Origin of the sequence: Nocardia sp. NPDC050378, from assembly GCF_040655675.1 — a bacterium.
GTDB lineage: Bacteria > Actinomycetota > Actinomycetes > Mycobacteriales > Mycobacteriaceae > Nocardia > Nocardia coubleae.
Genome location: NZ_JBFAKI010000011.1, coordinates 152,278 through 175,872 on the forward strand (window position 1 = coordinate 152,278; position 23,595 = coordinate 175,872).

The 23,595-nt window shown below is 68.6% G+C and carries 25 protein-coding genes; 15 read left to right on the forward strand and 10 right to left on the reverse strand.

What is annotated here, in order from left to right; genetic code table 11:
* Nucleotides 1-18: 18 nt before the first annotated feature.
* The 5 genes from AB0I35_RS23290 to AB0I35_RS23310 all read left to right on the forward strand — a co-directional run bounded on the left by AB0I35_RS23290 (nt 19) and on the right by AB0I35_RS23310 (nt 5,559).
* Entirely contained in the window at nt 19-1,320 is a 1,302-nt protein-coding gene (locus AB0I35_RS23290; RefSeq protein ID WP_174552191.1) for a helix-turn-helix domain-containing protein, read from the forward strand.
* Nucleotides 1,321-1,447: 127 nt separating this feature from the next.
* Complete coding sequence (locus AB0I35_RS23295) at nt 1,448-2,362, forward strand: ACP S-malonyltransferase (RefSeq protein WP_357398295.1); 915 nt, start codon at nt 1,448-1,450, stop codon at nt 2,360-2,362.
* Between the two features lie 56 nt (nt 2,363-2,418).
* The gene (acpM, locus tag AB0I35_RS23300) at nt 2,419-2,745 is read left to right on the forward strand and encodes a meromycolate extension acyl carrier protein AcpM (protein ID WP_067487247.1); all 327 of its coding nucleotides are present in this window, start codon (nt 2,419-2,421) and stop codon (nt 2,743-2,745) included.
* Nucleotides 2,746-2,756: 11 nt separating this feature from the next.
* On the forward strand, nt 2,757-4,007 hold the full coding sequence (locus AB0I35_RS23305; RefSeq protein WP_067487248.1) for a KasA/KasB family beta-ketoacyl-ACP synthase: 1,251 nt from the start codon (nt 2,757-2,759) through the stop codon (nt 4,005-4,007).
* A 106-nt stretch (nt 4,008-4,113) separates the two neighbouring features.
* Nucleotides 4,114-5,559 carry a carboxyl transferase domain-containing protein gene (locus AB0I35_RS23310; protein WP_357398296.1) on the forward strand — a complete coding sequence of 482 codons (1,446 nt, stop codon included), beginning with the start codon at nt 4,114-4,116 and terminating at the stop codon, nt 5,557-5,559.
* An 89-nt stretch (nt 5,560-5,648) separates the two neighbouring features.
* On the opposite strand, the gene AB0I35_RS23315 is transcribed toward AB0I35_RS23310, so the two are convergent.
* On the reverse strand, nt 5,649-6,017 hold the full coding sequence (locus AB0I35_RS23315; RefSeq protein WP_357398297.1) for a VOC family protein: 369 nt from the start codon (nt 6,015-6,017) through the stop codon (nt 5,649-5,651).
* Between the two features lie 63 nt (nt 6,018-6,080).
* Between AB0I35_RS23315 and AB0I35_RS23320 the strand changes: the two genes are divergently transcribed.
* Both AB0I35_RS23320 and AB0I35_RS23325 read left to right on the forward strand, forming a co-directional pair.
* Entirely contained in the window at nt 6,081-6,533 is a 453-nt protein-coding gene (locus tag AB0I35_RS23320) for a MarR family transcriptional regulator (RefSeq protein WP_357398298.1), read from the forward strand.
* A gap of 49 nt (nt 6,534-6,582) precedes the next feature.
* Nucleotides 6,583-7,038 (forward strand): helix-turn-helix domain-containing protein, encoded by a 456-nt coding sequence (locus tag AB0I35_RS23325; RefSeq protein WP_357398299.1) that lies wholly within the window; start codon nt 6,583-6,585, stop codon nt 7,036-7,038.
* A gap of 76 nt (nt 7,039-7,114) precedes the next feature.
* Here the strand turns inward: AB0I35_RS23325 and AB0I35_RS23330 are convergent, their stop codons facing one another.
* Nucleotides 7,115-7,804, reverse strand: a complete 690-nt coding sequence (locus AB0I35_RS23330; RefSeq protein ID WP_357398300.1) for a nitroreductase — start codon at nt 7,802-7,804, stop codon at nt 7,115-7,117.
* A gap of 429 nt (nt 7,805-8,233) precedes the next feature.
* Here AB0I35_RS23330 and AB0I35_RS23335 point away from each other — a divergent pair, with 429 nt between their 5' ends.
* A complete protein-coding gene (locus AB0I35_RS23335) occupies nt 8,234-10,183 on the forward strand; it encodes an N-6 DNA methylase (RefSeq protein WP_357398301.1) in 1,950 nt (649 codons plus the stop codon).
* On the opposite strand, the gene AB0I35_RS23340 is transcribed toward AB0I35_RS23335, so the two are convergent.
* On the reverse strand, nt 10,177-10,794 hold the full coding sequence (locus AB0I35_RS23340) for a TetR/AcrR family transcriptional regulator (protein ID WP_067487261.1): 618 nt from the start codon (nt 10,792-10,794) through the stop codon (nt 10,177-10,179). The genes AB0I35_RS23335 and AB0I35_RS23340 overlap by 7 nt on opposite strands.
* Before the next feature lie 313 nt (nt 10,795-11,107).
* The gene (locus AB0I35_RS23345) at nt 11,108-11,623 is read right to left on the reverse strand and encodes a gamma carbonic anhydrase family protein (protein ID WP_067487266.1); all 516 of its coding nucleotides are present in this window, start codon (nt 11,621-11,623) and stop codon (nt 11,108-11,110) included.
* A gap of 136 nt (nt 11,624-11,759) precedes the next feature.
* On the opposite strand from AB0I35_RS23345, the gene ald reads away from it, so the two are divergent.
* Complete coding sequence (gene ald, locus AB0I35_RS23350) at nt 11,760-12,872, forward strand: alanine dehydrogenase (protein ID WP_357398303.1); 1,113 nt, start codon at nt 11,760-11,762, stop codon at nt 12,870-12,872.
* On the opposite strand, the gene AB0I35_RS23355 is transcribed toward ald, so the two are convergent.
* From AB0I35_RS23355 to sigJ, 3 genes are all read right to left on the reverse strand, one after another.
* Nucleotides 12,869-13,363, reverse strand: a complete 495-nt coding sequence (locus tag AB0I35_RS23355) for a nuclear transport factor 2 family protein (RefSeq protein WP_357151651.1) — start codon at nt 13,361-13,363, stop codon at nt 12,869-12,871. The genes ald and AB0I35_RS23355 overlap by 4 nt on opposite strands.
* A 52-nt stretch (nt 13,364-13,415) precedes the next feature.
* Nucleotides 13,416-14,276 carry an SDR family NAD(P)-dependent oxidoreductase gene (locus AB0I35_RS23360; protein ID WP_357398304.1) on the reverse strand — a complete coding sequence of 287 codons (861 nt, stop codon included), beginning with the start codon at nt 14,274-14,276 and terminating at the stop codon, nt 13,416-13,418.
* A gap of 129 nt (nt 14,277-14,405) precedes the next feature.
* Entirely contained in the window at nt 14,406-15,344 is a 939-nt protein-coding gene (gene sigJ, locus AB0I35_RS23365; RefSeq protein ID WP_357398306.1) for an RNA polymerase sigma factor SigJ, read from the reverse strand.
* Between the two features lie 111 nt (nt 15,345-15,455).
* Between sigJ and AB0I35_RS23370 the strand changes: the two genes are divergently transcribed.
* Nucleotides 15,456-16,373, forward strand: coding sequence for a cobalamin biosynthesis protein (locus AB0I35_RS23370; protein ID WP_357398307.1), 918 nt, complete (start codon nt 15,456-15,458; stop codon nt 16,371-16,373).
* 3 nt (nt 16,374-16,376) lie between these two features.
* Here the strand turns inward: AB0I35_RS23370 and AB0I35_RS23375 are convergent, their stop codons facing one another.
* Nucleotides 16,377-17,234, reverse strand: coding sequence for an SURF1 family cytochrome oxidase biogenesis protein (locus AB0I35_RS23375; RefSeq protein ID WP_357398308.1), 858 nt, complete (start codon nt 17,232-17,234; stop codon nt 16,377-16,379).
* Nucleotides 17,234-17,737: a low molecular weight protein-tyrosine-phosphatase gene (locus tag AB0I35_RS23380; protein WP_357398309.1), complete on the reverse strand. Its 504-nt coding sequence runs from the start codon at nt 17,735-17,737 to the stop codon at nt 17,234-17,236. Before AB0I35_RS23380 ends, AB0I35_RS23375 begins: the two co-directional genes overlap by 1 nt.
* Nucleotides 17,738-17,781: 44 nt before the next feature.
* Between AB0I35_RS23380 and cobC the strand changes: the two genes are divergently transcribed.
* From cobC to AB0I35_RS23405, 5 genes are all read left to right on the forward strand, one after another.
* A complete protein-coding gene (gene cobC, locus AB0I35_RS23385; protein ID WP_357398311.1) occupies nt 17,782-18,963 on the forward strand; it encodes an Rv2231c family pyridoxal phosphate-dependent protein CobC in 1,182 nt (393 codons plus the stop codon).
* 223 nt (nt 18,964-19,186) lie between these two features.
* A complete protein-coding gene (locus tag AB0I35_RS23390) occupies nt 19,187-20,302 on the forward strand; it encodes a Nif3-like dinuclear metal center hexameric protein (protein ID WP_357398313.1) in 1,116 nt (371 codons plus the stop codon).
* 287 nt (nt 20,303-20,589) lie between these two features.
* Nucleotides 20,590-21,327 carry a C4-type zinc ribbon domain-containing protein gene (locus tag AB0I35_RS23395; RefSeq protein ID WP_357398314.1) on the forward strand — a complete coding sequence of 246 codons (738 nt, stop codon included), beginning with the start codon at nt 20,590-20,592 and terminating at the stop codon, nt 21,325-21,327.
* A 17-nt stretch (nt 21,328-21,344) separates the two neighbouring features.
* The gene (locus tag AB0I35_RS23400) at nt 21,345-22,472 is read left to right on the forward strand and encodes a bifunctional RNase H/acid phosphatase (RefSeq protein WP_357398385.1); all 1,128 of its coding nucleotides are present in this window, start codon (nt 21,345-21,347) and stop codon (nt 22,470-22,472) included.
* A 98-nt stretch (nt 22,473-22,570) separates the two neighbouring features.
* A complete protein-coding gene (locus tag AB0I35_RS23405) occupies nt 22,571-23,275 on the forward strand; it encodes a S1 family peptidase (RefSeq protein ID WP_243749924.1) in 705 nt (234 codons plus the stop codon).
* Between the two features lie 33 nt (nt 23,276-23,308).
* Here the strand turns inward: AB0I35_RS23405 and AB0I35_RS23410 are convergent, their stop codons facing one another.
* Nucleotides 23,309-23,593, reverse strand: a complete 285-nt coding sequence (locus AB0I35_RS23410) for a hypothetical protein (RefSeq protein ID WP_357398316.1) — start codon at nt 23,591-23,593, stop codon at nt 23,309-23,311.
* Nucleotides 23,594-23,595 lie beyond the last annotated feature (2 nt).

Here is a 23,595-nt window from a genome sequence, read left to right on the forward strand (position 1 = left end):
CCGCCGCGGCCCCGTCGGATCACCGAGGGCACAAGCACGCACGAGGTCTACCTGCCGACCGGGGCGCTGTCCCCGAACCGGCAGACCCGTGACCCGCTGCCCGACACGCTGCTGCGACGGGTCAAGCAGTTCTCGGGCCGGCTGTCGACCGAGGCGGTCGGCGCGATGCAGGACCGGCTGCCGTTCTTCGCCGATCTGGACGCCGCCCAACGGGCAGGCGTCCAGATGCTGGTGCAGACCGCGGTGGTGAACTTTCTGGAGTGGTTGCAGGATCCCGAATCCGACATCCGCTTCAGCCTGGACGCCTTCCAGGTGATTCCGCAGGATCTGGCGCGGCGGCTCACGCTGCGCCAGACCGTGGACATGGTCCGGGTGGCCATGGACTTCTTCGAACAGTGGCTGCCCGCCCTCGCCCGCAACGACCGGCAGCTGGTCGCGCTCACCGAGGCGGTGCTGCGATACGGGCGTGAGCTCGGTTTCGCGGCCGCCTCGGTGTACGCCAGCGCGGCCGAATCGCGGGGCGCCTGGGACACCCGCCTCGAGGCGCTGGTGGTCGACGCGGTGGTGCGCGGGGACACGGGTCCGGACATGCTCTCCCGGGCCGCCACGTTGAACTGGGACGCCACCGCACCGGCAACGGTGCTCGTCGGCACCCCGCCACAGGACCAGGGTGTGTCGACGGTCGGGGCGGTGCACACCATCGCGACCAGGCACGGTCGCGCCGCGCTCGCGGTGGTGCAGGGCGCGCGGCTGGTGATGGTGGTCAGCGGGCACCTGGGCGACGCGGGGATCGGTTCGCCGTTCCTGTCGGACCTGCTCGCCGAGGTGTTCTCCGACGGTCCGGTGGTGATCGGCCCGACCATGCGCACCCTCGGCGCCGCACACGCCTCCGCCATCGAGGCATTGGCCGGAATGGAGGCTGTTGTCGGGTGGCGAGGCGCGCCAAGGCCCGTTCACGCCTCGGAGTTGTTACCGGAACGGGCCCTGCTGGGCGATAGAGCTGCGATAGAGGCGCTGAACGAGTATGTTGTCCTCCCGTTGGCGTCGGCCGGATCTTCGTTGTCCGACACATTGGACGCCTACCTGGATTGTGGCGGAGCAGTAGAAACGTGCGCGCGTCAGCTGTACGTCCATCCAAATACTGTCCGGTATCGCCTCAAGCGAATCGGCGAGGTGACCGGACGTGATCCGCTCAATCCGCGGGACGCGTATGTGCTCCGGATCGCGGCCACAGTGGGCCGTTTGACACGAACGCATAACGAATCATCGACTTCTGTCACGGAAACCCCGTCAACCCCAATGGCTCACGACCCCCTGTAACGGGATTCGTGAATCGGTCGATCCGGACGCCCCACCTCGGATTTTGTGGGACCCCTACAAAACGCGTTCCAAACCTTCATTCGCGCCGACATCTCGTGCGGCGGGGGTCACAGTGTTTTCTTAGGGGGTGATCGCGTTGTTCACCCCTGGACAGGGGTCCCAGACACCCGGCATGCTCACGCCCTGGCTCGCCCTCCCCGGTGCGGCTGATCGCCTCGAGCTGTGGTCGAAGGCCGCCGGCCTCGACCTGGTCCGTCTCGGCACCACCGCGACGGCGGAGGAGATCGTCGACACCTCGGTGACGCAGCCGCTCGTGGTCGCGGCCGCGCTGCTGGCCTTCGCCGAAATCGCCCCCGAAACGCTTCCGGCGGATACGATCGTCGCCGGGCATTCGGTCGGCGAATTCGCCGCGGCCGCTGTCGCGGGCGTCATCACCCCGGACGAGGCCGTCGGCTTGGCCGCCATCCGCGGCCGGGAGATGGCCAAGGCGTGTGCGCAGGAACCGACCGGCATGTCCGCGGTGCTCGGTGGCGACGAAGCCACCGTGCTCGCACGGCTCGCCGAACTCGATCTCGTCCCGGCCAACCGCAACGCGGTAGGCCAGATCGTCGCGGCGGGCCGCCTGGAAGCTCTGGCGGAGCTCGCCGCGAACCCGCCGGAGAAGGCACGGGTCCGCGCATTGCCCGTCGCCGGTGCGTTCCACACCGTTTTCATGGCCCCGGCACAGGCAGCTGTCGCCGATGCCATCGCCCAGATCTCGCCGAGCGACCCGATCCGGACGCTGCTGTCGAACTTCGACGGACAACCGGTCACCTCGGGCGCCGACGCGATCGACAAGCTCGCCGCGCAGGTCACCCGTCCCGTGCGCTGGGACCTGTGCACCGAGACCGTCCGTGCCGCGGGCGTCTCGGCGGTGGCCGAACTGCCACCGGCGGGCACCCTGGTCGGCATCGCCAAACGGGAACTGAAGGGCACCCCCAACCTCGCCCTCAAGACTCCCGAAGACCTCCCCGCGTTGGCCGGACTCACCTCCGCGGGCTAGCTTTCCCCCCGGCGGTCGCGCACGACGAAGTGCGTCGGCTGTTCAAGACCCTACAAATGAGAAACAAGAAGGGAGCCACCAAAGTGGCCGCTCTGACCCAGGAACAGATCGTCGAAGAACTCGGCAAGATCATCGAAGAGGTTACGGGTATCGAACCCTCCGAGGTGACCATCGAGAAGTCCTTCGTCGACGACCTGGACATCGACTCGCTGTCCATGGTCGAGATCGCTGTGCAGACCGAGGACAAGTACGGCGTCAAGATCCCCGACGAGGATCTCGCCAGCCTGAAGACCGTGGGTGACGCTGTCTCCTACATCCAGAAGCTCGAGGCGGAGAACTCCGACGCCGCCGCGGAGCTCAAGGCCAAGTTCGACGCCGAGTAGAGGCTGAACCAGTGACCACTCCTTCCACCTTGAACGGGAATTTCCCCAACGTCGTCGTCACCTCCATGGCTGCGACCACGTCGATCGCGGGTGATGTCGATGCGACGTGGAAGGGACTCCTCAACGGTGAGAGCGGAATCGACGTTCTCGAGGATTCCTTCATCGAGGAATACGACCTGCCGGTGCGTATCGGCGGTCACCTGAAAGTCAGCCCCGACACCCTCCTGAGCCGGGTCGAGATCCGCCGTATGGCGTATGTCGAGCGCCTGGCGACCGTGCTCGGTCGCGAGGTGTGGAAGAACGCGGGCAGCCCGGAGGTCGACCACGACCGCCTGGGTGTCGCGATCGGTACCGGTCTCGGTGGCGGCGACGCGCTGATCGACTCGGTCGACAAGCTGAAGAACGGTGGCTATCGCAAGATCTCGCCGCTGGCTGTTCAGATGGTCATGCCGAACGGTCCGTCGGCGGTCGTCGGTCTCGAGCTGAAGGCCAGGGCGGGAGTGGTCACTCCGGTCTCGGCGTGCTCGTCGGGTTCGGAGGCCATCGCCAACGCGTGGCGGATGATCGTGATGGGTGACGCCGACATGGTCGTCACCGGTGGCGTCGAGGGCTTCATCGACTCGGTGCCGATCGCGGCGTTCTCCATGATGCGGGCGATGAGCACGCGCAACGACGACCCCAAGGGTGCTTCGCGTCCGTTCGACAAGGATCGTGACGGTTTCGTCTTCGGCGAAGCGGGCGCGCTCATGACGATCGAGACCGAGGAGCACGCGAAGGCTCGCGGCGCGACCATCCACGCGCGTCTGCTGGGTGCGGGCATCACCTCCGACGGTTTCCACCTGGTCGCTCCCGATCCCGAGGGCACCGGTGCGGCCAGGGCGATGACCCGCGCGATGCAGACCGCCGGTCTGACCAAGCGCGACATCACCCACATCAACGCCCACGCGACCGCGACTCCCATCGGCGACACCGCCGAGGCGAACGCGATCAATTTGGCGGTGGGCAACCACGCTTCGGTGTACGCGCCGAAGTCGGCACTCGGTCACTCGATCGGTGCCGTCGGCGCCCTCGAGTCGGTGCTCACTGTGCTCGCGATTCGGGACGGCATCGTTCCGCCGACGCTGAACCTGGACAACCAGGATCCGGAGATCGATCTCGATGTGGTGCACGGGGAAGCCCGTCGCCAGGAAATCGAGTACGCGATCAACAACTCCTTCGGCTTCGGTGGGCACAACGTCGCGCTCGCCTTCGGTCGGGCCTGACGCACGGATTTCCCGGTGGGGGGTCGGCCAACTGAATGGTTCGACCCTCCGCCGTGATCCGGCGGAGGCCGAGAGATTTTCGACAACGAAGGTAGGAGTGGACGCGATGACCATCATTGCTCCCGCGTTTCAGGATTCGGTCACCGACCCGCGTGACCCGCTCGGCCGGCTCCAGCGCTTCTTCGATCCCGGCACGATCCTGCCGCTGCATCCCCGCGACCGCTCCGGTGTGCTCGCCGCGATCGGCGAGGTCGACGGTGTTCGTACCGTCGCGTATTGCTCCGACGCCACCGTGATGGGTGGCGCGATGGGCGTCGAGGGTTGCAAGCACATCGTCGACGCGATCGACACCGCCATCGAATCCGGCATCCCCGTGGTCGGCCTGTGGCACTCCGGTGGCGCACGCCTGGCCGAGGGTGTCGAGGCGCTGCACGCGGTCGGACTCGTCTTCGAGGCCATGGTCCGCGCGTCGGGGCTCGTTCCCCAGATTTCGGTGGTGCTCGGCTTCGCCGCAGGCGGCGCCGCCTACGGCCCCGCGCTGACCGATGTGGTCATCATGGCGCCGGAGGGCCGCGTGTTCGTCACCGGTCCCGACGTGGTCCGCTCGGTGACGGGCGAGAACGTCGACATGGAGACCCTTGGTGGTCCCACCACACACTTCAAGAAGTCCGGCGTCTGCCATATCGCCGCCGACGACGAGGCCGACGCGCTGCATCGGGCCCGCAGGCTGGTGTCGATGTTCGCCGAGCAGGGCGAGTTCGATCTGGTCGCGGCCGCGCACGGCGATGTCGACCTCAAGGCGATGATGCCGGAATCGGCCAAGCGCGCCTACGACGTGAAGCCGATCATCCACGAGCTGCTCGACAATGTGGAGTCGCCCGACGGCACGACCGAGTCGTCGTTCGAGGAGCTGCAGGGCGGTTACGCGCGCAGCATGGTGACCGGTCTCGGCCGCCTCGGTGGGCGCACCGTCGGTGTGCTCGCCAACAACCCGCTTCGCCTGGGTGGCTGCCTGAACTCCGAAAGTGCCGAGAAGGCTTCGCGTTTCGTGCGGTTGTGCGATGCGTTCGGTATCCCGCTGATCGTGGTCACCGATGTTCCCGGGTACCTGCCGGGTGTCGGTCAGGAACTCGAGGGTGTGGTGCGTCGTGGCGCCAAGCTGCTGCACGCCTTCGCCGAGGCTCGGGTTCCGCGCGTCACCCTGGTGACCCGCAAGATCTACGGCGGCGCCTACATCGCCATGAACGCGCGGGCCCTCGGTGCCACCGCCGTATTCGCCTGGCCCGGTTCGGAAGTCGCCGTCATGGGCGCCAAGGCCGCGGTCGGCATCCTGCACAAGAAGGCGCTGGCCGCCGCACCGGAGGACGAGCGTGAGGCGCTGCACGAGCGGCTCACCGCCGAGCACGAGAAGATCGCCGGTGGCGTGGAACGTGCCGTCGCGATCGGCGTGGTCGACCAGGTGATCGACCCGGCCAAGACCCGCAGCACCCTCGCCGCGGCCCTGGCTTCGGCCCCTGCCCGCAAGAGCCATCACAAGAACATCCCGCTCTGATCCCAGACGACCAACGGCCGCCGCCCCTCCTCGAAACCAGGAGGGGCGGCGGCCTATTCGCTGTCATGGCCTCGCCCGACCGCTCTCGGTCAGGCGCGGTCGTGGAGGGTGATGTGGTAGCCGTCGGGGTCGGCGAAGGTGAAGGTGCGGCCGAAGGGGCCGTCGACGGGTGGGCTGACGATGGGGTGGCCGTCGGCGGCCAGGGCATCGTGGATGGCTTGGACGTCGGTGGCGTGGAGCCATATCGCGGCGCCGAGGCCGGGGTGCGGTGCTGAGGTGAGGTCGGTGCCCGGGACGAGCTCGCGGAGCGCGAAGGCGATCGGTGTCGTCTCGAAGACCACAGCGTGTGGCGGGCCGGTCCGCGCGCGGACGAGGCCGAGGTACTGCTCGTAGAACGCCCGTGACGCATCGAGGTCGCGTGCTTGGAGCGAGAGGAAGTCGGGGCCGGTGACGGGCATGATGATGCTCCTGTTCGGTGTGTCAGTTTTCTGACATCTGCCAAGCTATGTCAGAATGCTGACATGAGTCAAGACGGCGTCGACCTGGAGACGTCACTGGGTTACCTGCTCAAGGAGGCGTCGAGCGCGCTGCGTGTCGCCATGGAGGAGGTGTTGCGGCCGCTGGGGATGAGCATCACGCACTACTCGTGCCTCGAGCTGCTGGCGCAGCGGCCGGGCCTGTCGAACTCGGAGCTGGCGCGGGGCGCGTTCGTGACCCGGCAGACGATGAACGTGCTGCTCCAGGCGCTGGAGCGCGACGGCTACGTGACCAGACCCGAGGCCGCGCCCGTTGGGAAAGCGTTGCCGACGCGGCTCACTCCGCGCGGTAGGCGCAGCCTCGAGAAGGCCACGGTGGCGGTTCGGTCCGTCGAGGACAGGATGCTGGCGGGTATGACCGAGTCGGAGCGCGCGGACGCGTCCCGGATCCTGCGCGGCATGATCCATGCCCTGCGGGACGGCGGCGACGGCGCGTAGCCCGCGCCGATGAGATCACGCAGGCGGGAGCCACGCGCATAATGGCAGGGTGCGCTATGAGGAACTCGCCGACGTCCCGTGTTCGATCACGAGGCCGTTGGTGATCTTCGGGGATCGGTGGACCTTGCTGATCCTCAAATACTGCTTCGCGGGGGTTCGCCGGTTCAATGCCTTCCAGAGCGCGCTCGGCATCTCCCGCAGCCGCCTGCACGACCGGCTCGATCGCCTCGTCGAGCACGAGATCCTGGTCAAACGCCCCGTCGATGACGGCGCCTACGAGGAATACCGCCTCACCGAAAAAGGCCACGCCATCTATCCGATCCTGATGGCGATCCGCGACTGGGGCGACACCTACATGGCCCCCGAGGGTCCGCCGGTCGAATACCGCCACCGCGACTGCACCGGCGAAGCCCACGTCCACCTCACCTGCGACGTCTGCCACGCCGAGGTCACCGCTCGCGATATCGAACCGCAGGCGGGCCCCGGAATCACCGGCGCCGCCTGACTGGTCGGCTGATCACCACGCTCTGGTGGCGTTCGCCTCTCGGCCGATGCCGCCACCAGAGCGTGATGATCTTGATTCAGGAGGTGTGCCAGATGACCTGGTCGTCGAGGGGGGCGCGGGCGGTGCGGAAGCCGTTGATCGGGTGGTCCAGGTCGGGGTAGCCGAAGGAGACACCGAACACGACCTTGCGGGTGTCGGGGATGCCGAAGTACTCGTGGATGAAGGGGGAGTAGGAGGCCAGCGCCGCCTGGGGTGCGGCGCCGAGGCCGAGGGCCTGGGCGCCGAGCAGGAAGTTCTCCAGCCACAGACCGCAGTCGATGGCGCCGTAGACGCCGAGATCGGCTTCGGAGGTGACGATCGCGACGTGCGGTGCGTCGAAGAGCTCGAAATTGCGGACCATCTGCCGCATGGTCTTCTCGTGGTCGCCCTTGACGATTCCGACGCTGTCGTAGAGCTGGAATCCGCAGGCGCGGCGCCGGTCGCGGTAGACGCCCTCGTAGGCGGCCGGGAACTCGAAATCCGGTGCGGTGGCGTCGGTTTGGACGTGCGCGAGGAGTTCCTTGCGGAACCGATCGGTGCCCTCGCCCGCGGTGACGACGACCTGCCAGGGCTGCGTGTTGCACCAGGACGGAGTGCGCTGTCCGAGGGTGAGGAGCTGTTCGATCGTGGCGCGCTCGACTTGATCGGGCTTGAATTGCCTGCAGGTCCAGCGTTCGTCGGCCAGGCGCTGCAGGGCGGCGAAATCGGGGTGGTCGGTCGGCGCCATCGCGCGGCTCCTCGGTCGGTCGTGAGAACTGGTCTCATTTTGAGACCAATTTAGCAGTCGGGGTGGAAACACGGAACCCGCCCGCGCCACGAAGATTCGGGCGGGGCGGGTTCTGATCGCCGGGCGACGGTCATGGCCGCCGACCGGCACGGCAGGAGCGCGAGAAGGGATCCGGGAGGATCAGGGTCGGCGCGTATTCGGCGGTATCCGCCTGCGCCGGTACGGGCAACAACAAGCGATCGCGGCGGTGCGGAGTTTCACCACAGCGAGCCGACCCTGCCGCGAGTCGCCGCACCGGTCCTGACCCGATTCCCACGGCCGCGGCAGGTTCACACCACGCGTGGGTCGGGGGCGGCCGACTGTGGCCGGGAGCCCGCGGCAGCCCGCGCCTGACGCGCAATCGGTGCGCGGCGGGGCACAATCGGACCCATGGCGTTGCAGTCCCGCGATGCGCAGGAGCGCAAACGGCACGGCAGGCACTACACCCCGCCGGAGCTGGCGCGGTTCCTGGCGCGCCGGGCACTGCTGTACGCCCCGTGCGGCGCCGAGTTGCGGGTGCTCGACCCGGCCTGTGGTGACGGGGAGCTGCTGCTCGCGGTGCATCGGGAGATGGTCTCCTGCGCACCGGAGGTCGCGGTCCGGCTCACCGGATACGACCTGGACCGTGCCGCCGTCGGCGAAACGCTGGTACGGGCCGCGGCCGAGGGGGTCGAGATCAACTGCCGGGCAGGCGATTTCCTGGCGAAGGCGCCGCGTCTGGCGAAGGGCTCCTTCGATCTGATCATCAGCAACCCGCCGTATGTGCGCACGCAGCAGCTCGGCGGGGCCACCGCGCAATTGCTCAGCCGAAAATTCGGGCTCCGTGGTCGCATCGATCTCACCCACCCCTTCGTCGCCTTGGCGCCGCGTCTCCTCGCGCCGGGTGGAGTGCTCGGATTGCTCTGTGCCAACAGGTTTCTCACCACCCGAGCGGGTGCGAACCTGCGCCGTATCCTGACCGCCGACCTGACCCCGGTCGAGCTCTACGACCTCGGCGACACCAAACTCTTCTCCGCCGCCGTCCTCCCCGCGATCACCATCGCCACCAGATCAGCGGCGAGCATCGCGCATGCCCGCGCGATTCCCGGCGACGACACGATCCCGGCCGGTGACGGTGTGAGCGGTGCAGGCGCCGGCAATGCGCATCAGAACCGCGGAACGCGCGCGTATGCCGCGGCTTCCACCTCGGCGTCCGGCACTGTGGCGGGCGATGCTGCGGCGCCCGCCACAGTGCCCACCGATTCCCTGTCCGCCCTCGGATTCTCGAAGCGAAGCGTTCCGGCGAATGTTGCCGAGAGCTCGGTCGGTTGCCGGTACGTCTCCGTCTATGAGCAACCTGGCTGTGAAACCGGCTGCGGGACAGATTTATTCGATGCACTGGCCGGAGAAGTCGACTGTCTGGTCGGGGCCGGGGGACGGGTGTTCGCGGTAGAAGTGGGCACGTTGGCATCGCAGGGGCGGGAAGCGGCGAACGGACCATCGATCGGCCGGGGGAACAGTGATCACGAACCTCCGCACGGCGAGACGGTCTGGCGGATGTCACGGCCGGCTGTCGACCGCTGGCTCGACAAGATCGCCGACCGAACCTGGCACACCTTCGGCGAGACCGCGCGAATCCGGGTGGGTATCAAGACGACCGCCGATCGGGTGTTCATCTCCGACCACTGGGACGACCTCGACCCCACGCCCGAGCGAGAACTGCTGCAGCCCTTGATCACTCACCACGACCTCGAGCGGTGGCGGATCAACAAGGATCGTGGCACCAGAGTGCTCTACCCCTATGACCTGCGGCAAACTCGGCGCACTCCGGTCGATCTTGCCGAATTCCCCTGCGCAGCAGAGTATCTGCGTACTCATGAGGAGGCGCTGTCCGGTCGACGCTATGTTCTCGACGGTGGCCGCGAGTGGTACGAGATCTGGGTGCCGCAACGACCACACCTGTGGGGTGCGCCGAAACTCGTCTTCCCCGATATCAGCGAACGACCCCGCTTCGCCCTCGACCGCTCCGGTGCCGTGGTGAACGGCGACTGCTACTGGATCTCGCTCACCGACCTCGACGCGGGCGAGTCCGCGACCGACCTGGCGTATCTGCTGATGGGCGTGGCGAATTCGGCTCTCGGCCTGCGCTTCTACGACGCGGTCTGCGGCAACCGTCTGTATTCGGGCAGGCGCCGCTGGATCACCCAGTACGTCGCCCGGCTGCCCCTGCCCGACCCGTGCGGTCCGGCCGCCGTCGAGATCGTGCGTCGCGTGCGTGGTCTCCTGGAAGACGGTGTCGCGGTGCCCGACGCCGCCCTGGACGAAGCCGTCGCCGAGGCGTTCGGGGTGCCCGTTCAGTAGGAGGGGCGCACGCCGACCATCGGCAGCAGCGTGCGGCGCGCGAATTCCCGCCCGGCCTCGGCGTCGTCGAGCGGGATCAGCCCGTCGGGTGTCAGCGCCAGCGAGAGGGCGAGCCGGGCCATGATCTCGGCGACCAGATCGGGGTCGAAGTCGGGGGAGCCCGCCTGCACCTCACGCAGCTTGTCGGCGAGATATTCACGTCCCACCGCCAGAATGGGACCGGCGTCGGTGGTGAGTTTGGGCAGGATCATCTCCGGTTCGGTGCCGAGCAACCGTCGCAGCAGTTCGTTGCCCGCGATGGTCGTGACGAAGGCGACGAAGATCTCGACCAGCCGGTCCTCGGGTTCGGTGACCGCGCGGACCCGCTCGTCGATCTCGCCCACATAGCGCTGCGCCTCACGCACGCCTACCGCTTCGACCAGGTCGTTCTTGGATTCGAAGCGGCGGTACAGGGTGGCCGGGCTGATGCCGGCGCGGCGCGCGATCTCGCCCATGCTTGTCCGTTTGATCCCGAAATCCAGAAACGCCGACAACGCGCTGTCGAGCAGTTTCTCCCCGTCGGTGACAGGCTTTTCCAGGATCCGCGCGAGGATGGTCGAGACAGTGGGCATCAGCCCATTATCCCCGTGGTGGGAGATCCAGCGCGACCATCTCCTGCTCGATCGCGTTTGCCGCGAAATGCACACCCCGGGAACGTAATTCGTGAACACGGCACTGAAGTGCCTCGATACCGCCTGGTTGTGCCGCGATATCGGCCACGCTGAGCCTGCCCCCGGATCGGTGCACACCTACCTGCGCGTATGCCACCGTGATACCTCCTGCCCCGCGTACCGGTGCCGGCCCTGAAGACTCGGTGGACCGGTCGCGATACGCAGGGCAAATGTTATCAGGTTTCCCTACTGGTCATTTGCTCAGTGTGATGCGTCACAACACTTCGGCGTCCCGATGCGTGGCGAGATTGTGTAGGTACACAGCGGCGTTGAGCTTGATGCCGTCCTGCTGTGCCTCGGTGAGTTCGCGACGTACCTTGCCCGGCACCCCGGCAACCAGCGAGCCGGGCGGAATCTGGGCGCCCTCGGGGATGAGCGCGTTGGCCGCGATCAGGGTGCCCGCACCGATCACCGCGCCGTTGAGCACGGTGGCACCCATGCCGACGAGCACGTCGTCGCCGATGGTGCACCCGTGCAGAATCGCGTTGTGCCCCACCGACACACCGGAACCGACGGTGAGCGGGAAGCCTGGGTCGGCGTGCAGCACGCACCCGTCCTGGATGTTGGTGCGGGCGCCGACGGTGATCTGTTCGAGGTCACCGCGCAGTACCGCCGAGTACCAGACTCCGACCTCGGCGCCCAGGCGCACCCGCCCGATCACGGTCGCGTTCGGCGCGATCCATGCTGACTCGTCGATCTCGGGCGCGAACCCGCTCACCTTGATGATCATGCGGCGATTATCGCGCTGTGCCCCGGCGTCGGGCGCGGTGGGCCGCCGCCCGGTGGTCGCAGCGCCTGCGAGGGAGGGATCCGGACACGCGACGGATTCGACTGCGGACCGCCGAAACAGGACCTAGTCTGGGTGAATGACGGCAACGGGCGTAACTTCCGGTGTTCCGGCCGAGGTAAAACCGCAAGAATTCCGGGTCGCGCTGACTCCGGCCGGTGCCGCGGAGCTCGCCGCCCACGGACACGAGGTGCTCGTGCAGGCGGGTGCGGGCGTCGGCTCGGGCTTCGCCGACGACGACTACCGGGCCGCCGGTGCGCGGATCGCGGTCGACGCCGACCAGGTGTGGGCCGAGTCCGATCTGGTGTTGAAGGTGAAAGAACCCATCGCCCAGGAGTATTCGCTGATGCGGCGCGAGCAGGTGCTGTTCACGTATCTGCATCTGGCCGCGTCGAAGGACTGTACCGACGCGATCCTGGCGTCGGGGATCACCGCCATCGCCTACGAGACGGTCCGGGCGGCCGACGGTTCGTTGCCGTTGCTCGCGCCGATGAGCGAGGTGGCGGGCAAGCTCAGCGCGCAGGTCGGTGCCTATCACCTGATGGCGCCGATGGGCGGGGAAGGCGTGCTGCTCGGCGGCGTGCCCGGGGTCCGGCCCGCCGACGTGGTGGTGCTCGGCGGTGGCGTGGCGGGCACCAACGCGGCGAGCGTCGCGGTGGGGATGGGTGCGCGGGTGAGCGTGCTCGACACGAATCTGGCCCGGTTGCGCGAACTCGACGCCCGGTTCGCCGGGCGGGTCGGCACCCTGGCCTCGCACGCCCTCGAGATCGAGAAGGCCGTGCTCGCCGCCGATCTGGTGATCGGGTCGGTGCTCGTGCCAGGGGCCAAGGCGCCGAAGCTGGTGTCCGACGAGCTGGTCGCGCGGATGCGGCCGGGGTCGGTACTCGTCGACATCGCCGTCGACCAGGGCGGTTGCTTCGAGTCGACCCGGCCGACGACCCACGCGAATCCCACCTTCCCCGTGGGCAATTCGCTGTTCTACTGTGTCGCGAACATGCCCGGCGCCGTCCCGCACACCTCCACCGTCGCGCTCACGAACGCCACCCTGCCCTACGCGCTGGCCATCGCCGACAACGGCTGGCGTGGCGCGTGCACCGCCGACCCGGGGTTGTCGGCCGGGCTCACCGCGGTCGACGGGAAGCTGCTGTCCGCGGAAGTGGCCGCCGCGCACGGGTATTCGCTTGGGGTCTAGGGCTCCGCGAAGATCCCCTCGGCGATGACCGAGTCCGCCAGGAGCGGGCGGGTGATCGACCAGCGCTCCGTGAAATGACTGCGCGACATCTTCCAGCGGCCGTCCTCGATCACGTAGTCGTCGTCGTAGTCGCCCGTGGAGACGAACTCGGTGTTGTCGATCAGATTGACCTGGCGAAACCGCAGGGTCCACCGGCCTGTCGCGGTGCGTTCCCCGGTGAGGGTGATGTCGGGGTGGATGCCGTGATGCATGTCGAGGACGACGTGTTTGCCGTCGACCTTGTGCAACGCGATGCGGGTGAAGATGTCGACCAGGGGCCCTGCGTCGTCGAAGGTGCCGATACGGCCGTAGTCCAGGTCGGCGCCGGAGCGGATGAAGCAGTCCCGCATCGTCTTCGGGTCCTTGCTGTCACAGGCTCGCCAGTACCGGTGCTTGAGTTGTTTGATCGCTTCGATCTGTTCGAGGGTGTCGATGCGTTGTGCGAGATCCATCTGTTGCCTGCCCGGGTGTGGAGGTGATGAGCGAATAGTCGTTGTTGCGAGGTCAGTCGACGACCGCGTCGGAGTACACCGGAGGGTTACCGAGGAATGGCCGGTGCGAAGGCGGGTGCTGGCCCCGGGTGTCTTCGACGCCGAGTTCCCGCGCGATCTCGGCGCCGATGAGCACCTGGCCGGTACGGTCCATCAACTCGGGATCGCGCGCGAGGGCGTCGATGACACGACCGGTGAATTCCGGCGATTCGGCTGTCGCGGCAAGACCGTCGTAGGCGCCCGGATTCGCGGCTAACGCGGCGAGCGTGCGCTCGGTCGCGAGCAGGCCCATCCAGATCGAGACGACCGCCACGTTCCACGGACGGAAGTCGACGGCCATGTCGTGCGCCATTTTGTCCACCGCCGCCTTGCCCGCACCGTACGCGGGCCCGTGCATATAGCAGGTGCCGCCGAACGACGACGTGTTCACGACCAATCCCGCACCATTGGCCACCAGCAGCGGTGCGGCGTAGTAGGTGGCGACGTAGCTCGAGCGCATACCCACATCCAGCAGGTCGAGCAAGGTGAGCGGCTTTTCCCAGAACGGCCCCTTCGCGGTCAGGCCGTCGGGTACCGCGAGAGCGTTGTTGACCAGGATGTCGAGCCGTCCGTGCTCGTCGCGAAGACGTGCGAAGAACGACTCGACCTGGGCATCGTCGCGATGGTCGAGGACTACGGGCACGCCGTGGCCGCCGCGGCGGGTGATCTCCTCGGCGGTCGCGAATACTGTGCCCGGCAGTGGGGAATCGCCTTCGTTCCGTGTTCGCCCGGTGACGTAGACCGTCGCCCCGGTTTCCCCCAGCGCGAGCGCGATGCCTTTGCCCGCGCCGCGACTGGCGCCGGTCACCACCACGATTCGTTCCGAACCCACCATCGACTCCCTACCCTGCCCGACCGGCCACACCGTGCGACACGTTGCACTACTGAACCGGACCGGCCGGACGGGGCACAGAGATCTTCCCGGTAGCCGGGAAGGTAAAGGCTCGGCTTGTCACATGTACGGCTAGTCCTCGGCGCGGCCCATGTACCAGTCGGGTGCGCCCTCGGTGGGCAGGTCGCGCAGCTTGTCAGGGTTGCGGACCACGTTGATGGCGACGATGCGCCCGTCGTCGACGACGAACGAGAAGACGCCGATGTGGTTGCCGTCGAACACCACCAGCCCCGGTGCGCCGTTGACCAGCACCGCACGGCCCCAGGCATCGGTCGCCGACGGTGCGTGGTACCAGCCGAGCAGCATCTTGGCGATGAGTTCGGCGCCGCGCACCGGCTGGCGGATCGCGGGCACCTTGCCGCCACCGTCGGCGGTGAGCACCACCTTCTCGTCCAGCACGCCGAGCAGCGAACTCAGGTCACCCGAGCGCCAGGCCAGGGCGAACGCCGACACCACCTTCTCCTGTTCGGCGGGCGACGCCGGGAATCGCGGCGTGCCGCTCTCCACGTGCCTACGGGCACGCGAGGCCAGCTGACGTACCGCGGCCGGGGTGCGCCCGACCACCTCGGCGACCTCCGGACCCGACATCCCGAACACGTCCTGGAGTACGAAGGCCGTGCGTTCGGCGGGTGAGAGCGATTCGAGCACGACCAGCAGTGCGGTGGTGACCCGTTCGTCCTGGGTGATGCGGTCGGCTGGATCGTCCATGGTGCTGACCTCCGGTTCCGGCAACCACTCGCCGACGTACTGTTCGCGCCGGGCCCGCGCGGACCCGAGCTGGTCGAGGGCGAGCCTGCCCGTCACGGTGGTGAGCCAGGCGCGCAGATTGTCGATCTCGCCCGCCTTGCCCGCCTCGTGCTGCCGTTGCAGCCGCAGCCATGCCTCCTGCACCACGTCCTCGGCGTCGGCCAGGCTGCCGAGGGTGCTGTAGGCGAGCCTGCGCAGGTAGGCGCGGTGCTCCTCGAAGCGTCGCGCCAGTTCCGCGCGGTCGAGGTTCGCGGTGTCGGTCATCGTGCCAGCCGTTCGGTCGAGAGTGGGCGGGTCGCCCAGGATGCTGTCATGGAGACGACGAAGCAGACGCATCCGGTGTGACATCGCTGCCCCACCGGTTAACCTCGCCCCGTGCACAAGGGGATTTCGACCGCCGCGGGACTGCTGCTCGGTTTCGCACTCGACCGGGTATTCGCCGACCCACGCCGCTGGCATCCCGTTGCCGGATTCGGCACGGCGGCAGCGGCATGGGAGCAGCGAACCTACGCCGACACCCACCGCGCCGGAATCCTGCACGAGACCGTGGCGGTCGGCTCGGTCCTCGCGTTCGGTGCGGTGGCCGCGCGCGGCGGCCTGCTCGCGACAACCCTCGCCACCTGGACCGTTCTAGGCGGCCGCAGTCTTGCCCGGGCCGGACACGACATGGCCGACCGGCTCGACGCAGGCGATATCGACGCCGCCCGCGAACTGCTGCCCTCGCTGTGCGGACGCGACCCCTCGGTCCTCGACGCCGACGGATTGGCCCGCGCCGCACTGGAATCCATCGCCGAGAACACCTCCGACGCCACCGTCGCACCGCTGCTGTGGGGTGCTGTGGCCGGTGTGCCCGGCCTGCTGACATATCGAGCCGTGAACACACTCGACGCGATGGTCGGCTACCGCAACGAGCGCTATCAACGTTTCGGCTGGGCAGCCGCCCGCACCGACGATGTGGCGAACCTCCTCCCCGCGCGGGTGACCGGACTGCTCACAGTGGTGCTGGCGCCCCTGGTCGGCGGAACCCCCGGCCAGTCCTGGCAAGCCTGGCGCCAGGACGCGCGCAAACACCCGAGTCCCAACGCCGGAGTCGTCGAGGCATCGATGGCCGGTGCCCTCGGAGTTCGACTCGGCGGCCGCACCCAATACCGCTACGGAGCGGAACTACGCCCGACCCTGGGAACCGGGCGCGCCCCCGAAACCGACGATCTTCGCAGAGCCGTCCGCATGTCGGAAGCAGTACAGATCGCAGCCGTAGCAGTCAGCGCCGCGCTGGCATTGCTGCGTAGGTGAGCGTCAGCGAGTGCGGCCGTACCGATCGGCGAGACGTGCTTCCGTAGTGCTCTCCGCGGACGTCGAAGCAGAATGATCGGCCACCTCGGCTCCGACCTCGCCACGCTCACGACGGCGAGCCCGCATTTCGGCGAACACGAAATACCCGAGCCCGAGCGGAGCCATCACACCGAAGGCCAGCCATTGAAGGCCGTAGGAAAGGTAGGGACCCGCATCCAGTTGGGGAAGCGGTACGGGTGTGAACGCGCCCGGTTGATTCTCGGCGAGCTGAAGATAACCACCCTTATCGGTACCCGTCGGGATAGGCGTCAGCGGGATACCGAGAACCGTGGATTCCTGAGTGGTATCGACCGTGTACACCTGCCGGAACCCGTCCTGCGTGCTCGGCACTTTATCGGGAACGACGCCTTCGGAAGCCCGCACTCGCGCCTCGATCCGCTGAGCCCCACCCGGCGGCTCGGCAATCGCGGGCGGCCGCGTCCCGTCGACCGCGGCAACCAGACCACGGTCGACGAGCACTGTACGACCGTCATCGAGTCGGAACGCGGCAAGAACCGCGTACCCCGGCGCACCGTCCAGGTGGCGCAAGCGGACGAGCACCGTCGAATCCGGCAGGAACGAACCGCTGGCGATCACCTTCCGCCACTCGGTGTGGGTACCGGGATCACCGGCGAGGATGTCGGTAACAGCCACCGGCTCGGCCTGCACCGAGTCGGCGATCAGCTGATTGCGGTGCTCGGTGCTGCTGTTCTTGTTCAGCTGCCACGGCGCGAGGATCGTGAAACACAGGTAGGCGAACGCGACGACGACGAGCGCCAGAATCAGCCAGCTCGGGCGCAGCAGAAAGGTGAGTTTGCGCATCAGCGTCGCGCGGCGGCGGGGTCGCGGGCCTCGAGTTCCGCACGTACCCAATCGAGCAGACCTGGGACAGCTGCCTCGATCTGGTCGCGGACCAGGTCGAAGTCGGTCTGGTCGCCGTAGTACGGGTCGGGCACGTCGGCACCGTCGGCGGCGGGGTCGAAGCTGCGCAGCAGCCTGCGCTGTTCGGTAGGGACGCCTCGGTGGGCGAGTTCCCGGTCGTGGCTGGTGTCGAGCACCACGATCAGATCGGCGTCGCGATGCTCGTCGCCGAAGGTGGCGGCGATGTGTTCGGCGGCGTAACCGGCGCGGCGCAGGGTCGCGGCGGTGCGCGGGTCGGCGGGGTCACCGACATGCCACGATCCGGTGCCCGCGCTGCTCACCCGCACCCGGTTCGCCAGACCGGCACGGTACAGATGCGCTTCGAACATCTTCGCCGCCATCGGCGACCGGCAGATGTTCCCTGTGCAGACGAAGGTCACGTGCAGCTCTCCCACGGGTCCCATTGTCGCCGGTAGGGCCGCGGCGGCGCCACGTAGGGTGTTCAGTTGTGTTCGAGGACTCGGTCGACCCCGCGATGCTGCGCCACCACGGCGACGTGGAAGCGCGCCCGGGCATGCTCGATTTCGCGGTGAACGTCCAGGGCACGGCCCCACCCGCCTGGCTACGCGACCGCCTCACCGACCGCCTCACCGACCTCGGCCGTTACCCCGACGCAGGCGAGGAACTCGCCGCCCGCACGGCCGTCGCCGCCCGCCACGGCCGCACTACCGACGAAGTCCTGCTGCTGGCAGGCGCCGCCGAAGGCTTCGCGATGCTGCCCCGCCTGCGACCACGCCTGGCTGCCGTCATCCACCCGTCCTTCACCGAACCGGAACTGGCATTGCGTGAGGCAGGCATTCCGGTGACCCGCGTCGTCCTCGAACGCCCGTACACCCTCGACCCCGCCCGGGTACCGGACGAAGCCGACCTGGTCGTCCTGGGCAACCCCACCAACCCCACCTCGATCCTGCACCCCGCCGAAACCATTCGGGCCCTGCGCCGCCCGGGCCGCATCGTCGTCGTCGACGAGGCCTTCGCCGACGCGGTCGCCTACCGCCGAGCGTCGGCGGGTTCGCCGACTGCACGACACGAGGCCGGTGGCGCCGCGACCCAGCGGGTAGAGGCCGGTGGCGCTGCGGCCCACCGTGTGGATGCCGACGCTGTTCCCGGTGCGGTACGTCCGAAGGGCATCGGTGGCGAACCCGAGTCGCTGGCCGGGCTGAGCGCACCGGACGTGTTGGTGCTGCGCAGTCTCACCAAGACGTGGGCGCTGGCCGGTCTGCGCTGCGGATACGTACTCGGTGCTCCCGAGGTGCTGGCCCGGCTGACCGAGGGTCGCCCGCACTGGCCGCTGGGCACACTGCAGCTCGAGGCGATCCGCGCCACCGCCGAACCCGCCGCCGTCGCCGAGTCCCGTCGCCTCGCCCAGCGCATCGCCACCGACCGCGACGCCATGATCGACCGTCTGACCGCACTCGGCATCGACGTGCACACCCCCGCGACCGGCCCGTACCTGCTCCTGCGCGTCACCGACGGCGCGCTGGTCCGCAAACACCTCGCCGACCGAGGTATCGCCGTCCGCCGCGCCGACACGTTCCCCGGCCTCGGCCCCGACCACTTGCGCGTAGCCGTGCGGGGCCGCGACGAGGTGGATCAGCTGATCGACGGGTTGCGAGCCGCGCTGTGGTGATACCGATTCCGCGCGGGAGGCCGGCGCGATCAGTGTGGTCGCGACGTGCGGCCGATCGGCTGTCGACCCGTCGACCACGACCTGATGAAGGCCCAGGGGGTCGACGGGCGCGATCTCATCGTCCGCCGACGTCTGATGGCCGGAACACGCGGTGGCCCAGCATGATACGAGTGTCGTACCTGCCCACGGCGGCGCAGGGTTCAGCGGAGCGAAGGAGGCGGCGGTGACCGACCTGGCCGAACTGATCGGGGTGCTCGACGCGGCGTACCCACCGAAACTGGCCGAATCGTGGGATTCGGTGGGCCTGGTGTGTGGTGACCCGGACCAAGAGGTTTCGAAGGTGCTGTTCGCCGTCGACCCCACCGCCGCCGTCGTGGACGAGGCGATCGCTTGGGGCGCACAGGCTTTGGTCGTGCATCACCCGCTGCTGTTGCGCGGCGTCGACACCGTGGCGGCGAGTACGCCGAAAGGCGCCCTGCTGCACCGGTTGATCCGCTCCGACTGCGCATTGTTCTCCGCGCACACCAACGCCGATTCCGCCGACCCCGGCGTCTCCGACGCGCTCGCCGCCGCCGTCGGCCTCACCGTCACGGGCCCGCTCGACCCCAAACCCGTCGCCCCGATGGACAAGTGGGTCATCCAGGTGCCGCAGACGCACACCGCTGCCTTGATGTCGGCACTGTTCGCGGCCGGTGCGGGTGCGATCGGCGACTACCGTGAGGCGGCCTGGTACACCTCCGGCACCGGCCAGTTCCTGCCGGTCGACGGCGCGAACCCGGCCATCGGCGCGGTCGGAACCGTCGAGACCGTCACCGAGGACGCGGTCGAGGTCGTCGCGGCCCCGTCCGCGCGCACCGCTGTCCTGGCGGCCCTGCGCGCCGCCCACCCCTACGAGGAACCGGCCTACCACGTCACCGAACGCGCGTCCCTGCCGTCGTCCCTCGGCATCGGCCGCATCGGCGAACTCGCCGAACCCGAGACACTGCGCGAGTTCACCGCCCGCGTGGGCAACGGTCTACCACGCACCGTCTGGGGCGTGCGAGCCGCGGGCGACCCGGACCGGACGATCAAGCGGGTCGCCGTCTGCGGCGGTGCCGGCGACTCCTACCTCGATGCCGCCGTCCGCGCGGGCGTCGACGCCTACCTCACCTCCGACCTGCGCCACCACCCTGTCGACGAACACCTCCGCCGAGGCGGCCCCGCCCTCGTCGACGCCGCCCACTGGGCCACCGAATTCCCGTGGTGTGTCCAGGCCGAATCCGTCGTCTCCCGCGCGCTGCCCGGACTGACCACCCGCGTGTCGACCCTTCGCACCGACCCGTGGACGGTCACCGGCTGAACCCGGTCAGCGCACCCGCTGCCCGAAGACGGCCACGAGATTCAGGTGCGCCCGCACACTCGACCGGCTCCCGCCCGGTGCTGACTCCGCCTCGAGATACCGATCGTCCGTGCAGGAAACAGCGGCTCCGCCACCGGGGCGGCCGGAAAGCTCACCAGCGCGGAGCACGCGCCACGCGCCCGTTCGGTTCCGCTCGGTCGCGGATCCGGGTCATGGCGTGTCCGCCTCGTGCGGCGCGGTACGGTTGATCGATCCATCCGTCCACCGTGTTCAGGAGTTCGTGCCCGTTGAATGTCGAACCGTCGGTCCAGTCCAAGCTGTTGCAGCTCGCCGCTGTCGATGCCGAGCTGACGCGGATCGCGCACCGGCGCACCGCGCTGCCCGAGCAGCAGGAGGTCGCGCGGCTGGCGGCCGAACGCAACGGCTACAAGGACGCCGCGGTCGCGGTCGAGATCGGCATCGACGACCTGGATCGTGACATCCGCAAACTCGAGGGTGAGGTCGAGGCGGTGCGCAAGCGCGAGGACCGCGACCGCGCCATGCTCGCCTCGGGCTCCGTCGCCGCCAAACAGCTCTCCGAACTCCAGCACGAACTGGGCAGCCTGGAACGCCGTCGCGCCGTCCTCGAGGACGAACTGCTGACCGTGATGGAGCAGCGTGAGGCGATGGCCGCCGACCACGACCACGCCGGTGCCCGGCTCAGCAAGGCCGACCAGGACCTGGCCGACGCCGAACGCCTGCGCGACGAGGCGATGGCCGACCTGGAGGTCGCGCAGCAACGGTGCGAGAACGACCGCGCCGCCCTGATCGGCCTGTTCCCCGGCGAACTGCTCGCCGTCTACGACAAGCAGCGCGCCGCCCACGGTGTCGGCGCCGCCCTGCTGCAGGCCCGCCGCTGCGGTGCGTGCCGCATCGAGATCGACCGGGGTGAGATGCAGCGCATCGCCAAGGCCGCGCCCGACGCGGTGGTCCGCTGCCCCGAGTGCGGCGCGATCATGGTGCGCACCAAGGAATCCGGACTGTGACCGCTGGGCCGGTTGGTGTGCGTGAGGTGATCGTCGAAGCCGACGGCGGCTCACGCGGCAATCCCGGCCCGGCGGGCTACGGCGCGGTGGTCTTCGCCGACGACCATGTGCGCGTGCTGGCCGAACGCAAGGAATATGTCGGCGTCACCACGAACAATGTGGCCGAATACCGTGGTCTGATCGCGGGTCTGGAAGCCGCGACCGAACTCGGTGCGCGGGTGGTGACGGTGCGCATGGACTCCAAGCTCGTCGTCGAACAGATGTCGGGCCGCTGGAAGATCAAGCACGCCTCCATGATTCCGCTCGCCGAACAGGCACGTCGGCTGGTCGCCGGTTTCGACCGGGTGAGTTTCACCTGGATCCCACGTGCCGAGAACTCCCACGCCGACCGGCTGGCGAACGAGGCGATGGACGACGGTGCCCTCGTCGGCACCGTCCGCGAGTCTCGCGCCGCGGGCTACATGCCGGGAGATCAGGTCGCCGTCGGCGAGACGGCCCAGGGCACCTATTCCCCGGGCTGGACCGGCGCCATCGGCCGCCCCACCCGCCTACTCCTGCTGCGCCACGGCCAAACCGAACTGTCGGTGCAACGCCGCTACTCCGGGCGCGGCAACCCGCCTCTCACCGAGCTGGGCCGCGAACAAGCCGACCGTGCCGCGAAAATGCTTGCGGCCAAAGGTGATATCGCCGCCGTCGTGAGTTCACCGTTGCAGCGGGCGCGGTCCACCGCCGAGGCCGCCGCGACCGCACTCGATGTGCCCCTGCGCATTCTCGACGGCCTCATCGAAACCGATTTCGGCCAGTGGGAAGGACTCACCTTCGCCGAAGCGGCACAGCGGGATCCGGCGCTGCACGCCGACTGGCTGGGCGACCCGTCGATCCCCGCGCCCGGTGGTGAGAGCTTCGACCAGGTGCGCGAACGGATCGAGGGCGTGCGCCGCGACCTGGTCGCGCTGTATCCCGGCGAGAACATCGTCGTGGTCAGCCACGTGACTCCCATCAAGACCCTGCTGCAGTTGGCGCTCGGGGTCGGCCCGTCGCTGCTGTACCGGTTGCACCTGGACCTGGCGTCGCTGTGCATCGCCGAGTTCTACCCCGACGGTGGCGCTTCGGTGCGCCTGGTCAACGACACTTCCTATCTCTGAGGTGGCCCTGTGTCACCCGGGCGCGGTACGGTCGCCCGGGTTCGCGATGCGCGTCACGTCGACGCATAGCCGGTCGCGGCCGTGGAGAAAGGTACTTGATGAAGTTTCTACGGATGGCGGCGTTCGCGGCGGCCATCGCGGGGGCGCTCACCACGTCTGCCGGTGTAGGCAGCGTGTCGGCTGATCCGAGCGTGGTGCTCGGTGCCGGTTCGGGCATCGTCTTCGACAACAACTCCGGCTGCTCGCTCACGGCCATCGGCCACGACAACGCGGGCCGGCTGGTCGGTCTCACCGCCGGGCACTGCGCGTCGACCGGCGCCAAGGTCGGTGCGGAGCAGGCACTGCACGCGGGCGTGATCGGTACCGTCGCCTTCTCCGACGACGGCGACTACCTGGATTTCGCTGTGCTGCAACTGGATGCGTCCAAGGTGGTGCCCACGCGCACGATCGGCCAGACCACCGTGGCAGGCCTGGGCCCCGCGCCTGCGCCGGGCTCCACCGTGTGCTCCGACGGGCGGACCAGCGGCCGCAGCTGCGGTGTGGTGTGGGGTGAGCTCGAGGGCAACTCGATCAACCAGTACTGCTCGCAGCCGGGCGATTCCGGTGGTCCGGTCGTTGTCGGTGACCGGCTCGTCGGCATGAACCAGGGCAGGCTCACCGGCCTCGGCCCCGTGGACTTCGACGTGCCGTGCACCAACGGCGCCAACCCGATCCACTCGCCCGCCTACTTCCAGCCGATCGAGGTGATCCTCGATGTGGTGAACCGCGCGGGTGGGGTCGGCGCGGGCTTCCAGCCGATCTGATCACCGCACGAAACACTCAGGGGCGCAGCATCATCACGATGCTGCGCCCCGTTTCATGATGGCGGCGGTGAAGTCGTCGAGCGGGTAGAAGAACTCGACGGCCAACCCTCGAGTACGCGGGCCTGCGGCAGGCCACCCGATGAGCCACACCGATGCCCACGCCATCCACCACCTGCTCGGCGCGCAGACGGCCGCCTGGGCGGCGGCGCGGCCTTCGCCGCCACCTCCACCGAGGACGCCGACATCATCTCCTGATCTGCAATACGGCGGTGCGGTCGAGGGAATCTGGTTGTTCACCTCGTTCCAGAACACGCGCATCG